General features: G+C 71.6%; 21 protein-coding genes, 1 tRNA gene and 1 pseudogene. 14 read left to right on the top strand and 9 right to left on the bottom strand.

The window, feature by feature from the left end:
- Positions 1 to 25 precede the first annotated feature (25 nt).
- Genes LN042_RS06700 through LN042_RS06690 form a run of 3 tightly spaced genes read right to left on the bottom strand, consistent with a single transcriptional unit; the run spans position 26 to position 722 of the window.
- A complete protein-coding gene (locus LN042_RS06700; RefSeq protein WP_230049369.1) occupies positions 26 to 259 on the bottom strand; it encodes a hypothetical protein in 234 nt (77 codons plus the stop codon).
- A gap of 41 nt (positions 260 to 300) precedes the next feature.
- Positions 301 to 501, bottom strand: coding sequence for a hypothetical protein (locus LN042_RS06695; protein WP_230049367.1), 201 nt, complete (start codon positions 499 to 501; stop codon positions 301 to 303).
- On the bottom strand, positions 498 to 722 hold the full coding sequence (locus tag LN042_RS06690; RefSeq protein WP_230049365.1) for a hypothetical protein: 225 nt from the start codon (positions 720 to 722) through the stop codon (positions 498 to 500). Before LN042_RS06690 ends, LN042_RS06695 begins: the two co-directional genes overlap by 4 nt.
- A gap of 323 nt (positions 723 to 1045) precedes the next feature.
- Between LN042_RS06690 and LN042_RS06685 the strand changes: the two genes are divergently transcribed.
- From LN042_RS06685 to LN042_RS06675, 3 genes are all read left to right on the top strand, one after another.
- The gene (locus LN042_RS06685; RefSeq protein ID WP_230049363.1) at positions 1046 to 1876 is read left to right on the top strand and encodes a helix-turn-helix domain-containing protein; all 831 of its coding nucleotides are present in this window, start codon (positions 1046 to 1048) and stop codon (positions 1874 to 1876) included.
- Positions 1873 to 2085, top strand: coding sequence for a DUF397 domain-containing protein (locus LN042_RS06680; protein WP_230049361.1), 213 nt, complete (start codon positions 1873 to 1875; stop codon positions 2083 to 2085). Before LN042_RS06685 ends, LN042_RS06680 begins: the two co-directional genes overlap by 4 nt.
- Before the next feature lie 367 nt (positions 2086 to 2452).
- A complete protein-coding gene (locus LN042_RS06675; RefSeq protein ID WP_230049359.1) occupies positions 2453 to 2893 on the top strand; it encodes a hypothetical protein in 441 nt (146 codons plus the stop codon).
- An 84-nt stretch (positions 2894 to 2977) separates the two neighbouring features.
- Here LN042_RS06675 and LN042_RS06670 read toward each other — a convergent pair whose 3' ends face one another.
- Positions 2978 to 3964, bottom strand: coding sequence for a sigma-70 family RNA polymerase sigma factor (locus LN042_RS06670; protein WP_230049357.1), 987 nt, complete (start codon positions 3962 to 3964; stop codon positions 2978 to 2980).
- 416 nt (positions 3965 to 4380) lie between these two features.
- Between LN042_RS06670 and LN042_RS06665 the strand changes: the two genes are divergently transcribed.
- The 5 genes and pseudogenes from LN042_RS06665 to LN042_RS06645 all read left to right on the top strand — a co-directional run bounded on the left by LN042_RS06665 (position 4381) and on the right by LN042_RS06645 (position 10210).
- Positions 4381 to 5190, top strand: coding sequence for a phosphatase PAP2 family protein (locus LN042_RS06665; RefSeq protein ID WP_230049355.1), 810 nt, complete (start codon positions 4381 to 4383; stop codon positions 5188 to 5190).
- Between the two features lie 396 nt (positions 5191 to 5586).
- The gene (gene murJ, locus LN042_RS06660; protein ID WP_230049353.1) at positions 5587 to 8022 is read left to right on the top strand and encodes a murein biosynthesis integral membrane protein MurJ; all 2436 of its coding nucleotides are present in this window, start codon (positions 5587 to 5589) and stop codon (positions 8020 to 8022) included.
- 83 nt (positions 8023 to 8105) lie between these two features.
- A pseudogene (locus LN042_RS06655) lies at positions 8106 to 8393 on the top strand (GNAT family N-acetyltransferase); the annotation flags it as partial.
- A gap of 149 nt (positions 8394 to 8542) precedes the next feature.
- Positions 8543 to 9403, top strand: coding sequence for a carbon-nitrogen hydrolase family protein (locus tag LN042_RS06650; RefSeq protein ID WP_230049351.1), 861 nt, complete (start codon positions 8543 to 8545; stop codon positions 9401 to 9403).
- 21 nt (positions 9404 to 9424) lie between these two features.
- A complete protein-coding gene (locus LN042_RS06645; protein ID WP_230049349.1) occupies positions 9425 to 10210 on the top strand; it encodes a hypothetical protein in 786 nt (261 codons plus the stop codon).
- A gap of 109 nt (positions 10211 to 10319) precedes the next feature.
- On the opposite strand, the gene LN042_RS06640 is transcribed toward LN042_RS06645, so the two are convergent.
- The gene (locus LN042_RS06640; protein ID WP_230049347.1) at positions 10320 to 10925 is read right to left on the bottom strand and encodes a hypothetical protein; all 606 of its coding nucleotides are present in this window, start codon (positions 10923 to 10925) and stop codon (positions 10320 to 10322) included.
- 451 nt (positions 10926 to 11376) lie between these two features.
- On the opposite strand from LN042_RS06640, the gene LN042_RS06635 reads away from it, so the two are divergent.
- The gene (locus tag LN042_RS06635) at positions 11377 to 12381 is read left to right on the top strand and encodes a transporter substrate-binding domain-containing protein (protein ID WP_230049345.1); all 1005 of its coding nucleotides are present in this window, start codon (positions 11377 to 11379) and stop codon (positions 12379 to 12381) included.
- A gap of 162 nt (positions 12382 to 12543) precedes the next feature.
- Here the strand turns inward: LN042_RS06635 and dnaK are convergent, their stop codons facing one another.
- The gene (gene dnaK / locus LN042_RS06630) at positions 12544 to 14394 is read right to left on the bottom strand and encodes a molecular chaperone DnaK (protein WP_230049343.1); all 1851 of its coding nucleotides are present in this window, start codon (positions 14392 to 14394) and stop codon (positions 12544 to 12546) included.
- Between the two features lie 191 nt (positions 14395 to 14585).
- A tRNA-Arg gene (locus LN042_RS06625) sits at positions 14586 to 14658 on the bottom strand.
- A 119-nt stretch (positions 14659 to 14777) separates the two neighbouring features.
- On the opposite strand from LN042_RS06625, the gene LN042_RS06620 reads away from it, so the two are divergent.
- Together LN042_RS06620 and LN042_RS06615 are read left to right on the top strand one after the other, a co-directional pair.
- Positions 14778 to 14915 carry a hypothetical protein gene (locus LN042_RS06620; RefSeq protein ID WP_230049341.1) on the top strand — a complete coding sequence of 46 codons (138 nt, stop codon included), beginning with the start codon at positions 14778 to 14780 and terminating at the stop codon, positions 14913 to 14915.
- 469 nt (positions 14916 to 15384) lie between these two features.
- Positions 15385 to 16155 carry a polyprenol monophosphomannose synthase gene (locus LN042_RS06615; protein WP_230049339.1) on the top strand — a complete coding sequence of 257 codons (771 nt, stop codon included), beginning with the start codon at positions 15385 to 15387 and terminating at the stop codon, positions 16153 to 16155.
- 73 nt (positions 16156 to 16228) lie between these two features.
- Here LN042_RS06615 and LN042_RS37635 read toward each other — a convergent pair whose 3' ends face one another.
- A complete protein-coding gene (locus tag LN042_RS37635; RefSeq protein ID WP_230049337.1) occupies positions 16229 to 18880 on the bottom strand; it encodes a D-alanyl-D-alanine carboxypeptidase family protein in 2652 nt (883 codons plus the stop codon).
- Positions 18881 to 19231: 351 nt separating this feature from the next.
- Between LN042_RS37635 and LN042_RS06605 the strand changes: the two genes are divergently transcribed.
- From LN042_RS06605 to LN042_RS06595, 3 genes are all read left to right on the top strand, one after another.
- Positions 19232 to 19963 (top strand): GOLPH3/VPS74 family protein, encoded by a 732-nt coding sequence (locus LN042_RS06605; RefSeq protein ID WP_230049335.1) that lies wholly within the window; start codon positions 19232 to 19234, stop codon positions 19961 to 19963.
- Between the two features lie 333 nt (positions 19964 to 20296).
- On the top strand, positions 20297 to 21175 hold the full coding sequence (locus tag LN042_RS06600; RefSeq protein ID WP_230049333.1) for a helix-turn-helix domain-containing protein: 879 nt from the start codon (positions 20297 to 20299) through the stop codon (positions 21173 to 21175).
- A complete protein-coding gene (locus tag LN042_RS06595) occupies positions 21150 to 21362 on the top strand; it encodes a DUF397 domain-containing protein (RefSeq protein ID WP_230049331.1) in 213 nt (70 codons plus the stop codon). The genes LN042_RS06600 and LN042_RS06595 overlap by 26 nt, the downstream gene beginning before the upstream one ends.
- A gap of 71 nt (positions 21363 to 21433) precedes the next feature.
- On the opposite strand, the gene LN042_RS06590 is transcribed toward LN042_RS06595, so the two are convergent.
- On the bottom strand, positions 21434 to 22543 hold the full coding sequence (locus LN042_RS06590) for an ADP-ribosylglycohydrolase family protein (RefSeq protein WP_230049329.1): 1110 nt from the start codon (positions 22541 to 22543) through the stop codon (positions 21434 to 21436).
- Between the last annotated feature and the right edge of the window lie 83 nt (positions 22544 to 22626).

Below are 22626 nucleotides of genomic sequence, written 5' to 3'. Positions count from 1 at the left end.
CGGCGGTGTCGGCGGTCAGTGGGGATCAGGCGGGTAGTCCCCTGCGGGTACGGGTGCGGGTGCGGGTGCGGGCGGCGCGCTGGGCGCGAGAGAGGTTGGTGAGGATGTCGGCGTGCACCTGCCTCATCGCGGTGAGGGTGGCGTCGAGGTCCGGGGCGGCGGGGCCGGCCTGCTGGGTCACCTGGGCATCGAGGGCGCGGCCGAGGGCGTGCAGGTCGGCGAGGGCGGCCTGGTGGTCGAACGAAGCTCTGTTCTTCATGAGCGGGTCCTGTTTCTGCCGGGTGGTGAGGGGGCGTGCGCTCAGGTGGCGCGCAGGGCGGCGCGGTGGACCATGCGGTTGGCGCGTTCGAAGCCGAACAGACACCAGGGGACGGCGACTTGCAGCCCGCCCTTGGTCGCGATCAGCGGCCCCGGGGCGACCAGGGTGAAGCGGGAGCAGCAGTGGCAGTGACCCGGGCCCCACAGGTCGTTGGGCGGGAGGGGAATCGTCCAGCCACTCATCGGCGGGCCCCGCGGGTACGGCGGCGCTCGGTCCGGTCGAAGAGCGGTCCACCGGCGATCACGCACACCGTGAGCAGCGCGGCTGCGGTGCAGCAGAAGGCGCTCACCCGAGTGGAGAGCGGAGAGGCGGCGAGGAGCAGGGCCACGGTCAGGCCCGCGCCGAGGCTGACGGCGAGCGCGGTGACGGTGGCGACGGCGACGTGGGCGGTGCGGGAGGACATGGACGTCACTGCCCCGCACGGGAGCCGTCGGCGGGTTCGATGTCGGAGGCGGCAACCTCCCACTCACAGCCGCCGCGCGGCGGCCGAAGGTACACGGTAGGACGCTTCTCGTAGCCGGGGCCCATGTACGTCCCGACGCGTCCGGTGGTGAGATCCCGGACGAGCTCTCCGAGTTGGGGGGCGTACGGGCGCGCGGGGGGAGGGCATGCGCTCATGACGACTCCTTTCAGTAGTCGATCCACTACTCAGAATCGTCATCGCGACGTACGATCTCCAGTGTTTCCACGTTGACAATCTGGTCGCGTGAAGGGGTGGCATTCGGCATGTCCGAACAGGAACTTGACGTCGTCTCATCTCCGGTTCTGCGTTTCGGCACGGAACTGCGCAGGTTGCGGCGGCAGCGCGGTTGGTCCCAGAACGAACTGGCAAAGCGCATGGGTTACTCGAACACGCTGATCTCGTACCTCGAAAGAGGACAGCGCTCCCCCACAAAACACTTCGCAGTGAAGGCCGATGAGACCTTCGGCACCGGACAGGCGTTCTACGACATGTGGCGCCGGATCGACCGCGCGAGCCTGCTGGAGGGCGTCGAAGAGTACATGGACGCCGAGGGGCGATGCCGACAACTTCGGACGTACCAGACCTCGCTGATCCCGGGACTGTTCCAGACCCCCGAGTACGCCGGGGCGCTGGCAAGGGCAGCAGTGCGACGCGGAAGCAAAACCGAAGCTCAGGCCGAGGAGTACGTCGTTTTCCTCGCCGCGCGGCAGAAGCGCGTGCTCGACCGAGCCAATCCGCCACGCGTGCACGCTGTGGTCGACGAGGGTTGCATCAACCGTCTCATCGGCGGGCCCAAGGTGATGGCACGCCAGTTGGATCACGTGATCGACTTGGCGGATCGACCCAACATCACCCTTCAGGTGGCACCCTTGAGCCTGGGAGAGTTGAACCCCTTCACCTTCCCCATTGTGCTACTGACCCTGCCAGACCGGTCGGTGGTCGGGTACGGCGAGACTCATGCGCGCGGCTATCTGGAGCGCGGCCGACTCACATGTGCCGCATGGGAAAGAGACTACGATCAACTCGTGGTGGAGTCGCTCGCCACGGTGGCTTCGCTCGACAGGATTCGTGCTGTCCGAAAGGGACTTGAATGAGCATCACCTTTGCCGAGGCCACGTGGGTGAAGTCGTCCTACAGCCAGACCGGCGGCGAGTGCATCGAGTGGGCCCCGGCCTTCGCCGCGCAGGGCACCGTCCCCGTCCGCGACTCCAAGAACCCCGACGGCCCCGCCCTCATCTTCACCGCCGAGGGCTTCACCGCCTTCGTCCAGGGCGTGAAGCACGGCGCGTTCGGCGCCGCCTGAACCGCCCCCCGCAGAGCAGGGACCCTCTGGCCACGAGCCAGAGGGTCCCTCCATGCCGTCGCTCGGTCAGCGGTAGAGCACCCATCCTCCGACCAGCGAGCGGGAGTTCGATCATGAAGGCAAGAGCCGAAGGCTCTCCGGGCCCAAGTGCTGGCCCCAGAGCCAACGCTGGCCTTCAGCAAGCCACCCATCCTGATCCCAGAGCCAATCGAGCGTATGCGTAGCATCTCCCCGGCGTGTCCCACCGTCCGCCCGCGACGGCCGACCTAACGTGGCTTGCGCCCTGGCTATCCGGGGCGGATCCGCAGGCGGGCGCCCCCTGTCGATGCATCAACACCAGTCATGCCTCAAACGAAAGTGCAACGACATGGCATTCAGGAAGACGCTGGGCGCGATCGGCACCACCACGATCCTCGCCTTCGCGGCCGTCGGCGCGTTCACCCCGATGGCGAACGCGGCGGACGAGCCGCTGGCCATCATCCAGGCGCAGCCGGTCCACGCCACCGCGCAGTCGGCGACCTCGCCGTTGACCACCACGGCCACGCCGACCGATCCCTCGGCCACTGCGGAGAGCGCGGAGCCCGCCGTCTCGGGCGAGGCCCACGCGCCGCAGAACCTCAGCTGTTGGAACGGCCACACCAATGGCGCGTGGTTCTACGAGACGTGCAACGGCAACAGCTACCGCCCGTACGTCGACTGCTCGAACGGCGTGCGGTACATCTCCGGCGCGTACTACGGCGGCGAGTGGAACTTCGCGCTCAAGTGCCCGGTCGGCAACGCCGTCTGGGGTGGAGCGATCGGCAACTGACCCCGCCTGACGACTGCTGAACCCGCATGCCGGTGTCCCGGTCCCCAGGAGCGAGCCGGGACACCGGCATGTCGCCGCGGCCCGTCAGGCGGCTTCGAAGCCCGCGTGCCCGGCGATCTTCTTCAATTCGGCGAGCGCGTGCTTCTCGATCTGGCGGATCCGCTCACGCGTCAGGCCGTGCTGCTTGCCGACCTCGGTGAGGGTGCGCTCACGGCCGTCCTCCATGCCGTAACGGGAGCGGATGATGGAGGCGGTGCGATCGTCGAGCCGACCGATCAGGTCGTCCAACTCCTCGCGCCGGAGCATCACGAGCACCGCGTCCTCCGGGGAGACGGCGCCGGTGTCCTCAACGAGGTCGCCGAACTGGGTCTCGCCCTCGTCGTCGACCGCCATGTTGAGGCTGACCGGGTCGCGCGCCCAGTCGAGCACGTCCTTGATGCGCTCCTCGGTGGTGTCGAGCTCGGCCGCGATCTCGGCGGGCTCGGCCTCGCGGCCCAGTTCCTTGGACTTCTCGCGCTGCACCCGGCGGATCCGGCCGAGCTCCTCGACCAGGTGGACCGGGAGCCGGATGGTGCGCGACTGGTCGGCGATCGAGCGGGTGATCGCCTGGCGGATCCACCAGGTCGCGTAGGTGGAGAACTTGAAGCCCTTGGCGTAGTCGAACTTCTCCACCGCACGGACCAAGCCGGCGTTGCCCTCCTGGATCAGGTCGAGCAACGGCAGGCCACTGCGCGGGTAGCGCCGGGCGACCGCGACCACCAGGCGCAGGTTGGAACGGATGAAGACGTCCTTCGCCCGCTCGGCGTCGGCGGCTATCGCCTCCAACTCCTCGCGTGTCACGCCTTCGGGCAGCGGGGCCTCGCCGTCGTCGGCCTCGTCCAGCAGGTGCTGGGCGTACACGCCGGCTTCGATGCGCAGCGACAGCTCGACCTCCTCGGCGGCATCGAGGAGGGGCGTCCTGGCGATCTCGTCGAGGTACATGCCGACCAGGTCGCGGTCGGCCTCGAGGTTGGTCGGGCGGGCCGTACGAGTCCGGTCGGCCCTGTCGCGAACGACGGCACGGGTGGCCATGCTTGCTCCCTTGCTGTTGATGCCCGGGTCTGGTCTCGCGGCGGTGTGTTCGACGGCTACACGCCTGACTGCGATGCGGGACCCCGGGGGCCTCGCACGTAACGATCCAACGAACAGAAACCGGACAGAATTCCCAAGTCCACCCGAGTTCTTCCAGCGATGCAGTATCCTGCTCGCCTTCACTCGGAGTTCGACGGTCTGCAAGCAACCGCACGCGCAGCGTGGGCTCCTGGGCGCATCCCACCCAGCGGGGGCCGCACGCCGAGCATGCGCCGGGGCGGGGCCTCGGGCCCGGTTCCAGCGTCGCTCGGATCACTCAAGTCGCTCCTCGGTGCAACGCCGCAGCCGCGCAAAAGATGCCGAATCGCGATGCATCGCCCATCGGATCGTCTTGCCCGCCTGGGAAGGTGACAGGCATGCACCTGACCACAGGCGGGGACCGCCGCTCCGGAGAGGCGCAGCCGACGCTGCGCGTCCGTCTGCCGCGCTACGCGGTGGTCGCGTTCGGCGCGCTCGCGCTGTTCGGCCTGCTGCTCGGGCTGATCGAGGCCGACTGGGTCCCGCTGGCGCGGCTGGACCACGCGTGGACGGGCGGGCTGCACCGGTTCGCCCGGGGCCACACCGCGTTCACCGCCTCGATGCAGACGATCACCACGCTCGGCGGCCCGGTCATCATGCGCAGTCTGCTCGGCCTGGCCGCCGGCTGGCTGTGGGCGATCGGCGCCCGCACACTGGCCGGCTGGACCGCCGCCCAGGCGTTGGTGGGCTGGGGCGTGCAGTGGGCGGTGAAGCTCGCGGTGGACCGGCCGCGGCCCAGCTGGCCGGACCCGGTGGCGTCCGCCCCCGACCCGTCGTTCCCGTCCGGCCATGCGATGGCCGCCGCGATCACCGGCGCCACCCTGGTCGCCCTGGTCTGGCCGCGGGTCGACCGGCCGGCCAGGATCGCCTGCTCGACGGTGGGGGTACTGGCCAGCGTGCTGGTCGGGTTCACCAGGATCGCGCTCGGCGTGCACTGGCCGAGCGATGTGCTGGGCGGCTGGCTCCTGGCCGCCGCGGTGCTGGGCGGCACCACGGTGGCGGTGGAGCTGTGGCGCCCCGGGGCGCTCTCCCGGGACGTGCGCCGGGTGAACTGGCGCACCAGGCCGCGGGTGCAGAGCGTGCTGGCGTCTGCCGTGCCCTTCCCCGAGCTCCCGGAGCCGGAGTACCTGGACTCACCGGACAGCTGAAGCCGGACAGTTGTCGCCCTCACCCGGGCCGCCACCGGACAGCTGACGATCAGTGAGATAGCTCACACTCGCGCTCCGTGCGCACCGACAGTCGGGGTACGGTCACTCGAATTGATGACCATGATCAATTCTTGGGTGATGGAAATCTGGACAAAACACCACAAAGACCAAGCAAAACCGCCCAATTCGCCGTAAGCGCTGAGCCGCTTGCCGCCTGCGGAAACGTCCGGATCGCGTCCCCGAGACCCCTGCCACAAGGCACTCGGTTCCCCATGAGGTGCCCGGGTAGGGCAGACTGCTTCGGCTGGGTGTACCTATGCCCGGCTCGGGGAACCGAGCACTGCACTGCGGCACCCCGCAGCAGCACCTGCCCAGGCAACCGAGCTATGGAGTCCGATGACCACGCACACGGCAGGCGAGCCGTACGGTTCGTACGGTCAGCCCGAGTCGTACGGGGCGGCCCAGCAGCCGCAGCCGGCGATGCCTGCGCAGGGCCAGCCGGGGCAGCAGGGCCAGTCCTTCCCGTACGGCTACGAGCAGCAGCAGCCGGGCTACGGCGAGCAGGGCTACGAGCAGCCGCCGGGCTACGGACAGCAGGCGGGTTACGAGCAGCAGGCGGGTCACCAGCAGCAGGCGGGTTACGACCAGCCACCGCAGCAGCTCCCCGGCTATCAGCAGCCGGACTACGGGTACCCGGCGCCGCAGGAGGCGTACCCGCAGTACCAGGCGGCCCCGGAGCAGTACGGCGATCCGTACCAGGACCCGAACGCCGCCTACCAGCAGCAGTGGCCGCAGCAGGCGCAGCACCACCCGCAACAGGGACCTCAGCAGCCGCAGCAGTACCCGCAGTACCAGCCGTACCCGGGGCCGCAGCATCCGCAGGAGTACCACGTCTCCGAGCCGTACCAGCTGCCCGCCGACTACGGACTGCCGCACACCTTCAACGATCCGCCGACCATGACGCTGCGCACCATCACGGCCCAGGACGCGTACCCGGCTCCGCCGGCCGCCCCGGGCCTGCCCAGGCAGCGGGAGGACGCCGAGCCGGCGGCCGAGCCGGCGCCGTCCGAGGAGGCGACGAACAACCGCAACAGTCTGGTCATGGCGGTCGGCACGCTGGCGTCGCGCGGCCTCGGCTTCGTGCGCAGCGCCGTGCTGGTCGCCGCGCTCGGCGGTGACCAGCTCGGCAGTGCCTTCAACGTGGCCAACACGCTGCCCAACGTCGTCTTCCAGATGCTGATCGGCGGTGTACTCGCTTCGATCTTCGTTCCGGAGCTGGTGCGGGCCGCCAAACACGACCCCGATGGCGGTGTCGCCTACACCGACCGCTTGCTCACCCTGTGCACGGTCGCGCTGGGCGTGCTCACCGTGGTCGCCGTGCTCATCGCGCCCTGGCTGGTCAGCATCTACGCCCCGGACTGGCACGGAACGGATCGGGCCTGGACCATCACCATGGCCCGCTACTGCCTGACCGAGATCTTCTTCTACGGACTCTTCACCCTGCTCGGCCAGGTGCTCACGGCCCGCAACAGGTTCGCGGCCATGATGTGGACGCCGATCCTCAACAACGTGGTGGCGATCGCGGTCTTCGGCCTCTACATCGTCATTGGCGGTCAGTCCCAGAGCATCGGCAAGGTCACCAGCGGGCAGACCATGCTGCTGGGCGTCGGCACCGCACTGGGCGTGGCCATCCAGGCGCTCGGCCTGCTCCCCTCGCTGAAGGCCGCCAAGTTCCGCTGGACCCCACGTTTCGACTGGCGGGGAGCGGGTCTGGGCGCACCCGTGCGTGCCGCAACCTGGGCGGTGCTGATGGTGGTGGTCACCCAGGTGGCGTTCACCGAGATCACCGCACTGACCACCAGCGTGGATCAGATGGCTTCGAAGATAGGGCTCAGGAGCGTCGGCAACGCTCCCTACACCTACGCCAGCACGCTCTTCTACGTGCCGCAGGGCGTGATCACCATCTCGATGGTGACGGCGATCCTGCCGCAGATGTCGCGGGCCGCCACCGAGGGCAACCTGCAGAAGATCGGCTCTGACCTGGCGCGGGTGCTGCGCAATTCGGCCGCCATGATCATCGCGGCCACGGTGCTCTTCGTCGCCTTCTCCGGCCAGATCACGCACCTCGCCTACGGCTACGGCCACAAGGACGCCACGTTGATGGCGGTGATCTCGGAGGCGCTGCTCGTCTTCGCCATCGGCATCCCGTTCTTCTGCACCCAGTACGCGCTGGCCCGCGGCTTCTACGCGATGGGCGACGCGCGGACCCCGTTCTGGTTGACCGTCGTCTCCTCGAGCTCCAACCTGCTCTTCTCGTTCCTGGCGTTCGAGGTCTTCAGCCCGCGCTGGATCATCGTCGGCATGGCCGGCGCCCAGAGCATCGCGTGCATCATCAACATGACGGTGACCGGCCTCGCCCTCGCCAAGCGCCTGCGCAAGCTGCCCAGTGCCCCCGAGGACCCGGAGCACCGCGCGGAGGTGCTCCGGGCGGCGGTGCGGGGCCAGATGCGCAGCGGGCTGGACGGGCGGCGGGTCTTCGGGCTGCACCTGGGCCTGGTGCTGGCGTGCCTGCCGGGTGCGCTGGTCGGCCACTTCCTGGCCGATGCGGTCACCGGGATGCTCGGTGGCGGCGGGTCCGTGGTGATGTCGACGCTGGGCAACGGGATCGGGCTGGGTGTCGGCTCGATGGCCGTGCTGGCCTCGCTCTTCCTGCTGGCCCGCCCGTTCGGGGTCGGCAGCACGGTGGCGCCGCTGGCCCGCAAGCTGCGGCTGCCGTTCCCGGTGGAGCCCGAGCCCGCGGTGGCGGGCGCGGGACGGCGTCGCCGGCGCTAGACGGCGGGCGGCGATCGGCGGACAGCGAGCGGCGGGCGGCGATCGGCGGACAGCGAGCGGCAGGCGGCGAGGCTGGGTGCGGGAGGGCAGCGGGGAACCATCGCCCGGCTGCCGCGGGGAAGGCCAACCTCGGCTACCTGTTCCTGCCGCGGGCGTGGGGGTTCGGGTACGCCACCGAGGCGTGCGCGGCGGCACTCGGCTGGCTCGCCGGCGCGCTTCCCGGCGAGCCGGTGCTGCTCGCCACCCAGAGCGCCAACGGCGGCTCGATGCGTCTCGCGGCGAAGCTGGGGTTCACTGAGGTGGAGCGGTACGAGGCCTGGGGCGCCGAGCAGTGGCTCGGCATGTGGTCGCCGGTCACGCCGTCCGGGTGAGTCCGAGGCCTCACTGCTCCGCGGGCGGCGGACAGGAGCGCTGCGACCCGCGGCGGGAGCACTGCGACCCGCGGCGGGAGCGCTGAGGCGGCCCCACGGCCCCTGGGGCAGTGTCACCGCTGGTCGGCACGGGGCTAGGCTGATCGCACATGACAGCTGATCAGTCCTTCCCCGCCACCCCGCTGCGGATCGCCGCTGCCCAGTCCCTCGTCACCGCCGGCGACGTCGAGGCCAACGCGGCCCGGGCCGCCGCGCTGATCGAACAGGCCGCCGCCGACGGCGTCCGCCTGGTGGTGTTCGCCGAGAAGTTCCTCACCGGCTACGAGCCGGAGCTGATCGACGCCGACCCGCTGCGCCACGCGGTGACCGAGGACGATCCCCGGCTCGCCCCGATCACCGAGGCCTGCCGGACCACCGGCACCGCCGCCGTGGTGGGCGCCGCCACCCGGGACGCGGTCGGCGTGCTGCGGATCTCGGCGCTGGTCTTCGGCCCGGACGGCGCGCTGGTCACGCGCTACGACAAGCAGCACCAGTTCGGCGTTGAGCCCAAGATCTTCGCCGCCGGCGAGGCCGGCTGCACCGTGGAGCTGGACGGCTGGCGGCTCGGCCTGGGCATCTGCTACGACTCCGGCTTCCCCGAGCACGCCCGCGCCGCCGCGCTGGACGGCTGCCACGCCTACCTCGTGGGTGCCCTGTTCAGCACCGGCGGCGGGCGCACCCAGCGGGCCGTCTGGTTCCCGGCCCGGGCCCTGGACAACACCTGCTACGTGCTGCTGGCCAACCACATCGGCGCCACCGGTAGCTTCGAGACCTGCGGCGGCAGCGCGGTCTGGGGGCCGGACGGGCACCTGCTGGCCGACGCGGGCGAGACCACGGCCGGGCTGGCGGTCGCGGAGCTCGACCCGGTGGTGCTGCGCGAGGTCCGGGCCGAGCTGACGATGCTGGCCGACATCGCCGACCGCGACGCCGCCATCGCCGACCGCCCGCGCACCCGGGTCACCGTGGCCTGACGGACCGAGGAGGGGGCTGGGATGTTCCGGCACTGGTGGTTCCTGCGGCTGCTGGGCAGCCGGGAGCCGGGCCCGGCGGCCGGGTCGGCCCGCGGTCGGGGCGACGGCGGGCGCCGACGGATGACCCGGGAGCAGCAGGAGGCGGTGCTGCAGGAGTGGCGTGTCCTGCGCGAGCGGCTGCGCGGCTTCGCCGCCGAGCGGGTGGCCCTGGTCGGCGACGTCATGCGGGCCGCCGAGCCGGACTTCCCCGCGGAGCTGGCCACCGGCCCCGCCGGGGCCGCGTACCTCTGGGCCGTGGAGGCCTACCAGGCGGCCGGGAAGCTGCTGGACGACGACGATGCCGACCTGCCCGACCTGGCCGCCGCCGTGGTGCTGGCCGAGCGCGCGGTGGAGCGGCTGGCCGCCGCGCACGAGCGCTTGGCGCTGCGGCGGCCGACGGCGGCGGCCCAGCCCCGCTGCTTCTACAACCCGTTGCACGGGCCCGCGGTGGTCCGCAAACCGAAGGGCACCAAGAAGCAGGCGCGGCGCCGGGTCAGCCCGCAGCAGGCCGCCGCGGACCGCCGGCCGGGGTGCGAGCAGTGCCGGTTGGCCATCCTGGCCGGCCAGCTGCCGGACGTGCTCCCGGCGTTGCTGACGGTGCGGCGGGCCTGGCACCGCACCCGGTGGGTGCTGGTGCCGTACTACGCCCTGCCGCAGCACCTCTCCCCCTGGTCGGCCACCGCCTGCGGCGCCTACGACGACACCGCGCCGGCCCTGGTGCTGCGCGGCGACCACCGCAAGGGCCGCACCGCACCTCCACCGCCCTGAGCCACCCGCCGGTCCACCCGCCCTGAGCCCCTCGCCGGAGCCACCCGCCCTGAGCCACCCGCCCTGAGCCACCGCCCGGGCCGCTCCGGCGGCCGGCCGCGCCGCGCGCTCAGTAGCGCTGGGCCTTGGCCACCACCGGCGTCAGGGCCGTGCCGACGTCCTTCCGGCTGAAGGCCGTGGGACTGGCGTGGCCACCGGCGGCGAGGTTCTCGGCGCCGACGACGTCGGAGTCGACGACGTTCCCGGCGGAGTCCTTCCAGTCGATCTGGACGGCGTAGGAGGTGGCCGAGCCGGTGCTGTTGGTGATGTTGACGATGACGGCGTTCAGGCCGCCCGCCTGGGCCAGCGGAACGCCCGTCAGGGTGACGTCGCCGACGGCGTTGCCGCTGCCGGACACATTGGCCAGGGCACTCTGGTACGCCGCCTGCTGCCGGGTGACCTCGGCGCTCGCGGAGGAGGCGAACGCGGACGCGCGGGCCGTGAGGGAGGCCGAGGCGATGGACGCGGAGGACAGGCCCGCCGAGGCGCGGGACTGCAGCGCCGACGGCACGCTCCCGGAGAAGCTCCCGGTGACCGGTGCGCTCGGGCTGGGGGACGAGGAGGTGCTCGACGAGGAACTGCACGCGCCCAGCCCGAGCGCGGCGCCGACCGCCAGGGCGCCGGCCGCGGTCATGGCCGCGGCACGGGTGGGCGGGTGTCGCCGGGATCGGGGCATCGGTGATCCTTTCGGACTTGCCGTCGTTCGGGCCGGCGTCACGCATCCGACACGCGCAGCCGGGAGCTTCGGTTTCCGATTAGACGTGGCCGGGCGCCACCCTGCGACAGGACGTAGTCCGTCTCGGGGAGCACCGTGCGTCACCGGCGCGGCCGGGCGGGAACGCCGGCGGCCGGGCGCCACCACGGGGCCGCACCCGTGGCCGCCGGGCAGCCGGGCCGCTACGCGGTTGCGCAGTTACGCAGTTGCGCAGCGGCCCGGTTGCGCGGTTGCCGGGCCTTCCCGCCGCCACCGGCCGTTGGGAACCGTCCGCACCGCGCACGGCGTCCTGTGACTGCCGGCGCTCACCAAGTGCCCACGGGTTCTTGTCGAGATGATCCGACGCAGAGTCACATCTCCACTTCCGCGCCATACTTGGCGAGGGTCGGGACGACATGCGGGAGGGCAACCCATGCGGCTGCACACGGCCACCGGAGTACTGGCACTCACCGGAACGGTCCTGGTGGCGGTCCTGACCGCCGGGCCGGCGAGCCCGCCGACCGCCACCACCGCAGGCTCGGTGGCGACGCCCGGGCGGGCGCTCGCGGCCGGAGCCGAGACGGCGGCGAACCCCGCCGACCCGCACTGCAAGGCGAGCCCGTTCAAGCCGGCCGAGAACCCGGACGGGGCAACCATCAAGGCGATCCAGCAGAAGGGCTCGGTCACCATCGGGGTGGATCTGAACGACTACCACTGGGGTTTCCTGGGGCCGGACGGCAAGCCCCAGGGGTTCGACATCGACCTCGCGACCGCGATCGCGCAGTCGTTGCCCGGCAACCCGAAGATCAACTGGGTTGCACTCGACGACGACCAGCGCATCCCGCGCCTCAACGCCACCGGGGACCAGCACGTGGACTTCGTGGTGCACACCATGACGATCAACTGCGACCGGCGCGGCCAAGTGGCCATGTCCACGGTCTACTTCGAGGCCGGACAGCGGGTGCTGATACCCAGCTCCCAGGCGCACCCCGGGGAGAAGGGGCCGGACGCGATGAACGGCAAGCGGGTGTGCACGGCCGACAACTCCACCGCCTCCCAGCTGCTGGGCGCGGACCTGAAGCTGCCGAAGTCCGGCCAGCAGTACCACGCGGCCGCGCTGGTCACGGCCGCCCAGGAACTGGACTGCCTGGTGAAACTCCAACTCGGCCAGGCGGACGCCGTCCTGACCGACGACGCCATCGCCTACGGCCTCGCCGCGCAGGATCCGCAGACCACCGTGGTCGGCGACCAGCTCTCCGACGAGCCCTACGGCGTCGCCACCTCCCTCGGCGAGGGCGACCTCGCCTCCTGGATCGACCAGGTCCTGGAGGACTACCGCAACAAGGGCTACTGGACCACGAGTTACAACAAGTGGATCAGGCCCTACGTGCCCGGCCGGCCCGAAGTCCAGCCGCCGCCCGCACAATACACGGACTAGGTCCGGCGCGCCGACCAGACCGTACGCAAGCCAGGCCCAGCGCGCCGGGCGGACCCGGTGCACCGGCCAGGCTGGCCCAGCGCGCCGGGCGGGTCAGTACGCCGGGCGGCGCCCGGCACGCCGACCGGGCGCCGCCCGAGCCGAGTTCACCGCACCCGGGCGTCACTCCTCGCGCTTGTCGTCGTCGACGATCTCGGCGTCGACGACCTCCTCCGCCGACCCGCCGGCCGCGGCGGTGCCGCCGGCCCCGCCGCCCGGCTGCTGCGCCTGCCCGTACATGGCCTGGCCGAGCTTCTGGGAGACCGCCGCGAGCCGCTCGCTGGCGGTGCGGATCGCGGCGATGTCCTCGCCCTTCAGCCGCTCCTTCAGCTCGGCCACCGCCGCTTCGACCTCGGCCCGCACGTCGGCGGGGATCTTCTCCGCGTTGTCCCTGAGGAAGTGCTCGGTGGTGTAGACGAGTTGCTCGGCCTGGTTGCGGGTCTCGGCGCTCTCGCGGCGGGCCCGGTCCTCGGCGGCGTACTCCTCCGCCTCGTGGACCATCCGGTCGATGTCCTGCTTCGGCAGGGCCGAGCCACCGGTGACGGTCATCTTCTGCTCCTTGCCGGTGCCGAGGTCCTTGGCACCGACGTGCATGATCCCGTTGGCGTCGATGTCGAAGGTGACCTCGATCTGCGGCAGGCCGCGCGGCGCCGGCGGCAGGCCGGTCAGCTCGAACATCCCGAGCTTCTTGTTGTACGCCGCGATCTCGCGCTCCCCCTGGAACACCTGCACCTGCACGGAGGGCTGGTTGTCCTCGGCGGTGGTGAAGATCTCCGAGCGCTTGGTCGGGATCGTGGTGTTGCGCTCGATCAGCTTGGTCATGATGCCGCCCTTGGTCTCGATGCCCAGGGACAGCGGGGTGACGTCGAGCAGCAGGACGTCCTTGACCTCGCCCTTCAGCACACCGGCCTGCAGCGCGGCACCGATGGCGACCACCTCGTCCGGGTTGACGCCCTTGTTGGGCTCCTTGCCGCCGGTCAGCTCCTTGACCAGCTCGGTCACCGCGGGCATCCGGGTCGAGCCGCCGACCAGGACCACGTGGTCGATGTCCGAGACGTCGATCCTGGCGTCCTTCACGGCCTGGTGGAACGGGTTCTTGCAGCGCTCCAGCAGATCGGCGGTGAGCTGCTGGAACTGGGCCCGGGTGAGCTTCTCGTCCAGGTGCAGCGGGCCCTCCGCGGAGGCCGTGATGTACGGCAGGTTGAGCTGCGTCTCGGTCGCCGCGGACAGCTCGATCTTGGCCCGCTCCGCGGCCTCCCGCAGCCGCTGCACCGCCATCTTGTCCTTGGAGAGGTCCACGCCGTAGGAGTTCTTGAACTGGGTGACCAGGTGGTCGACGATCCGCTGGTCCCAGTCGTCACCACCGAGGTGGGTGTCCCCGTTGGTGGCCTTGACCTCCACCAGGCCCTCGCCGATCTCCAGCAGCGAGACGTCGAAGGTGCCGCCGCCGAGGTCGAAGACCAGCACCGTCTGCTCGTTCCCCTTGTCCAGGCCGTAGGCGAGCGCGGCGGCCGTCGGCTCGTTGATGATCCGCAGCACCTTGAGCCCGGCGATCTCGCCCGCCTCCTTGGTGGCGGTGCGCTGGGAGTCGTTGAAGTACGCCGGCACCGTGATCACCGCGTCGGTGACCTGCTCGCCCAGGTGCGCCTCCGCGTCCCGCTTGAGCTTCTGCAGCACCCGGGCGGAGATCTCCTGCGCGGTGTACCGCTTGCCGTCCACGTCCCCCTTCTCGGGGAACCGCCACTCGGCCTCGCCCATGTGCCGCTTGACCGACCGGGCGGTGCGGTCCACGTTCGTCACCGCCTGCCGCTTGGCGATCTCACCGACCAGCACCTCACCGCCCTTGGCGAACGCCACCACCGACGGGGTGGTGCGCGCCCCCTCCGCGTTCGCGATGACGGTGGGCTCGCCACCCTCCAGGACGGACACCACCGAGTTGGTGGTCCCGAGATCGATACCGACCGCGCGAGCCATCGCAGGCCTCCTCTCCGCGGCACCACCACGGTGCCCAGGAACAACCGGCCAGTACTTCCACCCTACGCGCGCCGCCGCACATCGGTGCGCGGGCCGGCCGCGGACCCCGGTGCCCGGCCCCGGGACGCCGACCGCGCCCCGGAACGGCTGAGGCCCCCTCAGGCGGCTGCCTGAGGGGGCCTCGCGTGCCGTGCCCCAGGCAGGATTCGAACCTGCGACACCAGCTTTAGGAGAGCTGTGCTCTATCCCCTGAGCTACTGGGGCTCACGCATCCGACAGCCTAGCGGATCGCGGCCGGAGGAAAAGGTCGATTACGAAGGGTGATCGGTCCGCCCGGCGTTGCGCTTATCCGTTGTTGATCGGTGGCGGCTAGCGTCGCTGGTATGAGTGAGACGAGTGGGACGCCGGGGACTGAAGGACTGCAGAGCGGGGACTTGGAGAACTTCGTCCTCCTGCTGGACGGACTGAAGGAGTCGCTGGCCCAGGACCGCCAGGAGGGTGAGGACGGCTGGTCGGGCTGACGGGGACGGGACGTACGGAGGGGGACGGGGCAGGGAGACGGGGGCGGAGTGACGGGGGCGGGGACGGGGGCGGGGCGGGGACGGGGGAAGGGTGATCGGGCGGATGACGGGCTGACGGGGGGTCGACGGGGCGTCAGGCGGGCGCGGCGGCGGGTCGGGAGCGGGGTCGGGAGCGGGCGGTGAACCGGTCGGTCGGTGGCGGGTACGGGGGCGGCTCGAACCCGGCGACGGCCCTGGACGACGGACATGAGGACGACGCGGACCGGGCGACGGACAGTCAGCTGTTGCGCCCGTCACGCCGGCGCGGGACCGGCCGCGTCACGTCCGCATCACCGCTGGTAAGCAGCCCAGGCCGGGGCCGGTCTCGGGCTGGCTAACCAGCACCCATTTCGGGTCGCTACCATCGGCTCTTGGCAAGACACCCCCGTGGTCCAGGCTGGACGCGGGCGCAACCTTGAAAGGCTCTAGTGTGACTGCGCCCCTGGAGACCTCCTTCGCCGATCTCGGCAAGGTGCTGGTCATCATCCCCACCTACAACGAGATCGAGAACGTCGAGAGGATCGTCTCCCGGGTCCGCGCGGCCGTCCCCGAGGTGCACGTCCTGGTCGCCGACGACAACAGTCCGGACGGCACCGGTGAGGTCGCCGACAAGATGGCGGCGGTCGACGGCAACGTGCACGTGATGCACCGCAAGGGCAAGGAGGGCCTCGGGGCCGCCTACCTGGCGGGCTTCCGCTGGGGCATCGACCACGGCTACGACGTGCTGGTCGAGATGGACGCCGACGGCTCGCACCAGCCGGAGGAGCTCTACCGCCTGCTGGGCGGCCTGCGCGGCGCCGACCTGGTGCTGGGCTCGCGCTGGGTGCCGGGCGGCCGGGTGGTCAACTGGCCGAAGTCGCGCCTGCTGCTCTCCCGCGGCGGCTCGACCTACTCGCGCCTGATGCTGGGCGTGCCGATCCGGGACGTCACCGGCGGCTACCGGGCGTTCCGCAAGGAGACCCTGCTGGGTCTGGGCATGGACCAGGTCGCCTCGGCCGGCTACTGCTTCCAGGTAGACCTGGCGTTCCGCACGGTGAGCAACGGCTTCAAGGTCGCGGAGGTGCCGATCACCTTCGTCGAGCGCGAGCACGGCGCCTCGAAGATGAGCAAGAACATCGTGTTCGAGGCGCTCTGGCGGGTCACCGTCTGGGGCACGCAGGCCCGGTTCGCCAAGCTGACCGGTCGGAAGAAGCGCCGGTAGGACGCAGGACGACAGCGGCGCGGCCCGCACACACCCGGTGGTGTGTGCGGGCCGCGCCGCGTTCCGGCGGGCGTCAGCCCAGCCGGGTGAGGCGGGTGAGGATCGGCGGCGGCGCGAGGTCGCGCTGCAGGGTGACCGGGACCTGCACCTGGCCCGGGCCGCTGCCGGCGGTCAGGACGCCGACCTGGGTGCCCGCGGCGGCGCTGTGACCGAGGCTGCCCGAGGGCTGGAAGGCCACGGTGGTGGCGACGCCGGTGAAGCCCGGCACCACCAGGTCCTTGGCCGCCACCAGCGGCACCTTGCCGCCCAGGCCGTCCGAGACGTAGCCGACCTGGTCGCCCTGCTTGACCAGGGTCTTGCCGGTGACGGCGGACTGGCCCGCCGAGATGATCTTCGCGCTGACCGTCTGGGCGGCCTTGATCACGTCGTCGGTGGCCGTCGGCGGCTGGCCCAGGGTCACCCCGAGGAGCAACTGCTGGGTGCCGCCGACGTCCTTGGTCGCCGCCCACATCAGACAGCTGAGGGACGGGTTGGAGGAGCCCGTCTTCACGCCGATCACCCCGGTGTTCGGATCGATCAGCTCATTCGTGTTCTTGATCGTGTCGCCCGCGATGATGGTCCGCTTCTCGGAGACGATCCCCCGGAAGACCTCGTTGGCCATCACCTGTTCGCCGAGCTTCAACTGGTCCTTGGCGGTGCTCTTGGTGACGGCGAAGTTGTAGCCGGCCGGGTCCCCGTAGGTGGTGTCGGTCATGCCGAAGGCGGCGGCCTGCTGGTTCATCTGCTTGACGAAGTCCTGCTCGGACCCGGACGTGTCCCAGCGGGCCAGCAGCCGGGCGATGTTGTTGGCGCTGGGCAGCATCAGCATCTCCAGTGCCTCGTACTCACTGATCTGCTGGCCCTCGACCACCTTGGCACTGGACTGGTCGGGATCGTTGGCCTCCTGGGCGGCGGCCTTGTCCACGGTGATCGTCGGGCCGGACTCGCCCGGCTTCAGCGGGTGCGCCTTCAGCACCAGGTAGGCGGTCATCACCTTGGTCACGCTGGCGATCGGCACCGGGTGGTGGTCCGGCCCCGAGCTGCCGAGCGGGCCGAGACCGACCACCTCGGCGGCGGCCTGGCCCTTGGTCGGCCACGGCAGCGCCACCGGGTCGCCGGTGAAGGTGTAGGAGGTGGGGGCGCTCAGCTGGAGCTTGGGGGCGGGCAGCGGGCGCAGCAGCTGGGCGGCCACCAGGGCGCCGATCACCAGCATGGCGACCAGACCCCAGAGCACGGCGCCGCGCAGGGCCCGGCGGACCGGGGGGATGCGCGGGACACCGGCGGGGGCCGGCTGGGGCTGGGCCGCCGGGGCGGGCTGGGACTGGGGCTGGGCGGTGGGGGGTGCGGCGGCAGCGGGGGTCGCCGGGGCCGGCTCGGTGGCGGGCTTGGCGGCCTTGGCCGGGGCCGGGGACGACAAGACGGTGCGCTTGGCCGCCGGTGCGACGGGCGAGGCCAGCACCGCGGTGCGCTCGGCGTCCTCGGCGTCCGGTTCGGCGGTCGCCTTGGGGTCGGACTCGGTGCCGGACTCGGCGGCCGCCTTCTTGGCGGGCTTGGTGTCGGGCTTGCCAGCCTCCTTGGTGCCGGGCTCAGCGCCGGGCTCGGCGGCCTTGGCGGCCTTGGCGGCGGGTGAGGCCAGCACCATGGTGCGGTCGGCATCCCGCTTGCCGGCCGCCTTGGCCTCAGGCTCGGCGGGCTCGGCGTCCGGCTCGGTGGGCTCGGCGGCGGCCTCGGCGGCGGGCTTCGAGGCCTTGGCGGCGGGCTTCGAGGCCTTGGCGGCGGGTGAGGCCAGCACCATGGTGCGGTCGGCATCCCGCGTGCCGGTCGCCTTGGCCTCAGGCTCGGCGGCAGGCTCGGGAGCTGCCTTGGCACCGGGCTTCGAGGCCTTGGCGGCGGGCGAGGCCAGCACCATCGTGCGGTCGGCATCCCGCTCGCCGGTCACCCTGGGGTCGGACTCGGCGGCCGGTGGCTCCTCGGCGAGATCGGGAGCCGGGCCGAAAGCGCCCTTGGTGGCTCCGGCGGTGACCGGGGTGGCCAGTGGGGCCTTAGTTGACGTTGTATCACCCGATGGTGAGGCAATCTCCGACGACTCGTCCTCGGACTCCTCGTCGACTGCCGCCGCGGGCTCCCCCGCGGACTCCTCCTCGGGCTCTCCCGCGGACTCCCCGGAGTTGTCCGACGATTCGTCCGCCTCGTCCGCTTCCTCCCCGGCTCGCTCCTGCGCGGACGCGCTCTTCGACTCGCCCTCAGGCTCCTCGTGCGACGTCTCCTCGGACTCTTCCTCAGGTGCCTTGCCCCCCACCGGAGCGACCTGCTCCTCGGGCTCCGCGTCCTCCTCGGCAGGCTCCTCGACAGGCTCCCCGGCTTCGGCCCCGGCCACTGTCCCGGGCTCCGCCGCGGCGCCGTCGGCCGCCACCGCCTCCGTCTCGCCGTCGGCCGGCCGGCCGTCCCGGATCGCGAGACGCGGATCGACTGCCTGCGCCTTCGGCTCGGCCGGCTCCTCCGACCCGGGCTCCGACTCCGCCACGGGCACCCGCAGGAAGGTGGTCGCGCTGTCCGCATCACGGACGCGCAGATGAACGGTCAAGCCACCGTCAGACACCGCGGCCGGCTCCGGCGGCACCGCCTGGGCACCGCCTGCGGGCTCCTCCCGCTCCCCGTCCTTCACCTGCTCCGGGGCCTCGCCCACGTCTCCCGACCTCCTCGTTGGTCACATACGTACTTCGCATGCCGTCTCCGCATGCCGACGCGCGGTGCCACGGACCAGGTCCGTCCGCTGCACCGCTACAGTCTCCGCCAGCCGCGAGCCGTCCGCTGCCCGCCACACCCCGTTCCACCGGCGGTTATTGCGTGCATCTGACTCCGCATCGGCAAGGACATCCGCACACCGGGCGCCGGTTCCGCGCCATCGGGCAGTCCTGGCACGGCGATTCCAGGCATCGACGGGTAGTTCCCCGGGCAAGGTCACGATTCGGAGGCGTACTCGACAAGTCCGTGTGAGAGGCGTCACGCTGTCATTCATCCACGCGGGGAGGCTTGGATGGGCAAGAGTCGTAGAACAATTCCCGAGGAACTCCTGCTGCTCGCCCTGGACCCGGCCACGGGTACCACGGCACAGCCGCAGACCCTCGACCTCGGACTCGCCGGGGCGCAGCTCGTCGAGCTGTCCCTGGCCGGACGGATCGTCCCGGACGGAGACCGGATCGCCGTGATCCTGGCCCGCCCGACCGGCGATCCGACCCTGGACCACGCATTGGAGCTGCTGCGCCGCCGCGGCAGTCCGGTGCGTGCCGCGCACTGGATCGGCGGGCCCCGGCTGGGGCTGCGGCAGACCTACCTGGCGCACCTGGAGCGGTGCGGCATGGTGGCCGCCGTGCCGGGGCAGGTGTGCGGTGTGCTGCCGACGACGCGCTACCAGGCGTCGGACGACTGCACCAACGCCGCCATCAAGCAGCGCCTCGACACCGCGATCCGCACCGGGGTGCCACCGGACCCCCGGACTGCCGCACTGGCCGCGCTGGCGCACGCCGTCGGCCTCGGCAAGCACCTCTACCCCGGCAACGAGGGCAGGTCGTCGCGGTCACGGCTGCGCGACCTGATCCGCTACGACCCGCTCGGCGGGATGGTCGCGCACGCCGTGATGGACGTGCAGAACGGCCTACCGGTCCAGCAGTCCCGCCCCGGCGCCACGGGCAGGGCACCGGCGGCCCGCAACGGCTCCGTCGGGTCCCATGGCGGCTCGGTGGTGGCGGGCAGGGTCGGCGCCCGCTGAACCTCCCTCCCAGCCCGCCGACGGGTCCTTGCCCCGCCGACCGGCCGAGGAGCCCAACACCGCCTGGCACAGGTCTCCGGGGCGGTCGTCTCCGCAGCTGCGGCGGGGCGGCCGCCCCGCCGTCGTTGCGGCCCATACCACTCCGGCGCCCGACTCCGCCGGATTTCGGCAGAGTCGGGGGCTGGAGGGCGCATATCCCGGCGGCATTGCCGCCGGGAGTGCCATGCTGCTGAAAGCCGAGGGCGAGCGGGCGACACACCGGCCGGCTCCGCCGCACCGGCCGTGCACCATCCCGCACCGCCATCCACCCCAGAGGTACTGCCGGAGGTCGATGTGTCCGCCAGCGTCAATCCCACAGTCCGGCGCCGGAGGCTGGGCGCTGAGCTGCGCCGACTGCGCGAGCAGAAGGGCATGACGGCCGAGCAGGTCGCCGAGCGCCTGATCGTCTCGCAGTCGAAGATCAGCCGCCTGGAGAACGGCCGCCGCAGCATCAGCCCGCGCGACGTCCGCGACCTGTGCGACGTCTACGAGGTCACCGACGCCAAGCTGCGCAACAGCCTGATGGAGATGGCCAAGGAGTCCAAGCAGCGCGGCTGGTGGAACGACTTCGGCGACATCCCGTACAGCGTCTACATCGGCCTGGAGATGGAGGCGTACTCGATCCGCTCCTACGAGTCGTCCTTCGTGCCCGGGTTGCTGCAGACCCGCGAGTACGCGGAGGCGTCGGTGCTCGGCACCCAGCCGGACACCACCATGGAGGCGATGCGGCAGCGGGTGGAGGTGCGGCTCAAGCGGCAGGACCGGCTCTCCGGCGAGGACCAACTGTCCAGCTTCTGGTCGGTCATAGACGAGGCGGTGCTGGCCCGCGAGGTCGGCGGGCCGGCGGTGATGGCCGGCCAGATGCGCAAGCTGCTGGAAGTGAGCGAGCGCGCCAACGTCAACATCCAGGTGGTGCCGTTCCAGTACGGCGCCCACCCGGGCATGACCGGGACATTCTCCCTCCTGGAGTTCCCCGAGTCAGCCGATTCGACGGTCGTCTACTTCGAAGGTGTGACGAGCGACCTCTATCTGGAGAAGGACCAGGATGTCCGCCGCTATACCGGTCTCTACGACCACCTGCGCGCGGCCGCGTTCGGGGTCGCCGAATCCCGGTCGTTGATCAATACCTATGCGGAGGCATACGAGAATGCGATTCAAGGTCCAGACCGCTGAACCGAGTTGGCGCAAGAGCAGCCACAGTGGCCCGAACGGCAACTGCGTGGAGGTCGCCGAACCGGCACCGGCCGTGGTGGCGGTGCGGGACTCCAAGGACGAGGCGGGCCCCCGGCTGCACTTCTCCCGGTCCGCCTGGCGGGCCTTCGCCGGCGCGGCGGCCGGCGGACGTTTCGGTGGCTGCTGACCCTGCGGCTTCGGCGAGTTGAGCAAGGCAACGGACAAGTCACGGATCCGGCCTGGCGGTTGCGCTGCCGCTCACCCCACGGGGTAGCGCTCCCGCCAGGCCGGCCCCGCGCCGGGACCGTGCAACTCGGCCCCCTGGCTGAGCTCCAGCACCAGATCGTCGGCCAGTTGCAGGATGGTGCCCCGGCCCTCCAGCTCGGCCAGCCACTCCCCCGGCAGCGCCGTCTCCCCGTGCAGCGCGCCCAGCAGGCTCCCGCAGACCGTCCCGGTCGAGTCGCTGTCCCCGGAGTGGTTGACCGACAGCAGCAGCCCCGAGCGCACGTCCTCGGCCACCAGCGCGCAGTACACCCCGATCGCCAGCGCCTCCTCGGCCACCCAACCCTCGCCCAGTGCGGCCACCCGCCGCGCCGACGGCTCGCCCGCGCGCACGGCCGCCAGCGCCCCGCGCAGCGCCTCCGCCGTCTCCAGGTGGTCCGGCCGCTCGGCCAGCAGCGCCAGCGCCAGCTCCACGCCCTCCTCCACCGTGCCGCCGCGCAGCACGCTGTGGACGATCACCGCCAGGGCGCCGGCCGACAGGTAGCCGGTGGGGTGCCCATGGGTCAGCACCGAGCATTCAACGGCGAGTTGGAACACCAGCGCCGGATCCCAGCCGATCAGCAGCCCGAACGGCGCGGCCCGCATCACCGTGCCGCAGCCCTTGGAATCGGGGTTCTTGGGCTGCGCCAGGGTGCCGAGCCGCCCGGCGTCCGGGCCGGTGAGCGCGGACAGGCAGGCCTGGCCGGGTGCCCGCCGGGCGTAGAGCCACTCCTCGCGGCCCAGCCAGCCCAGGTCGGCCCGGCGCTCGTCAGGGCCCCAGTCGGCCTGGGTGGCGGCCCAGCGCAGATAGGCGTGCTGCACGTCGGTGGGCGGGTGCCAGCCGCCGACGGCCTGCCGGACATGGGCCCGGATGAGGCCGTCGACGGTCCACAGCACCATCTGGGTGTCGTCGGTGACGGCCCCGCGCCGCCCGTAGGCGGGCGTGAGGCCGGTGACGCCGTCCGGGCCGTGGGCGGCGCGGATCGCCCCGATCGAGTCGAACTCGATGCCGGCGCCGAGCGCGTCGCCGAGCGCCCCGCCGAGCAGCACTCCGCGCACGCGGCTGCGGTAGTCCTGCTGCTGGGCACGCGACCACAGGGGTATCACGGATGAGCGCCTTTCACTGGGCGGCGGTACGGCGCCCGGGGCCGCCCGGGCGCCTCGCACTGTAGTTCGTCGAGGTGCCCGGT

Source organism: Kitasatospora humi (assembly GCF_020907985.1).
Lineage (GTDB): Bacteria > Actinomycetota > Actinomycetes > Streptomycetales > Streptomycetaceae > Kitasatospora > Kitasatospora humi.
The sequence above is the reverse complement of the archived record's forward strand: the minus strand, read 5'-3'. Positions and strand labels throughout refer to the sequence as shown.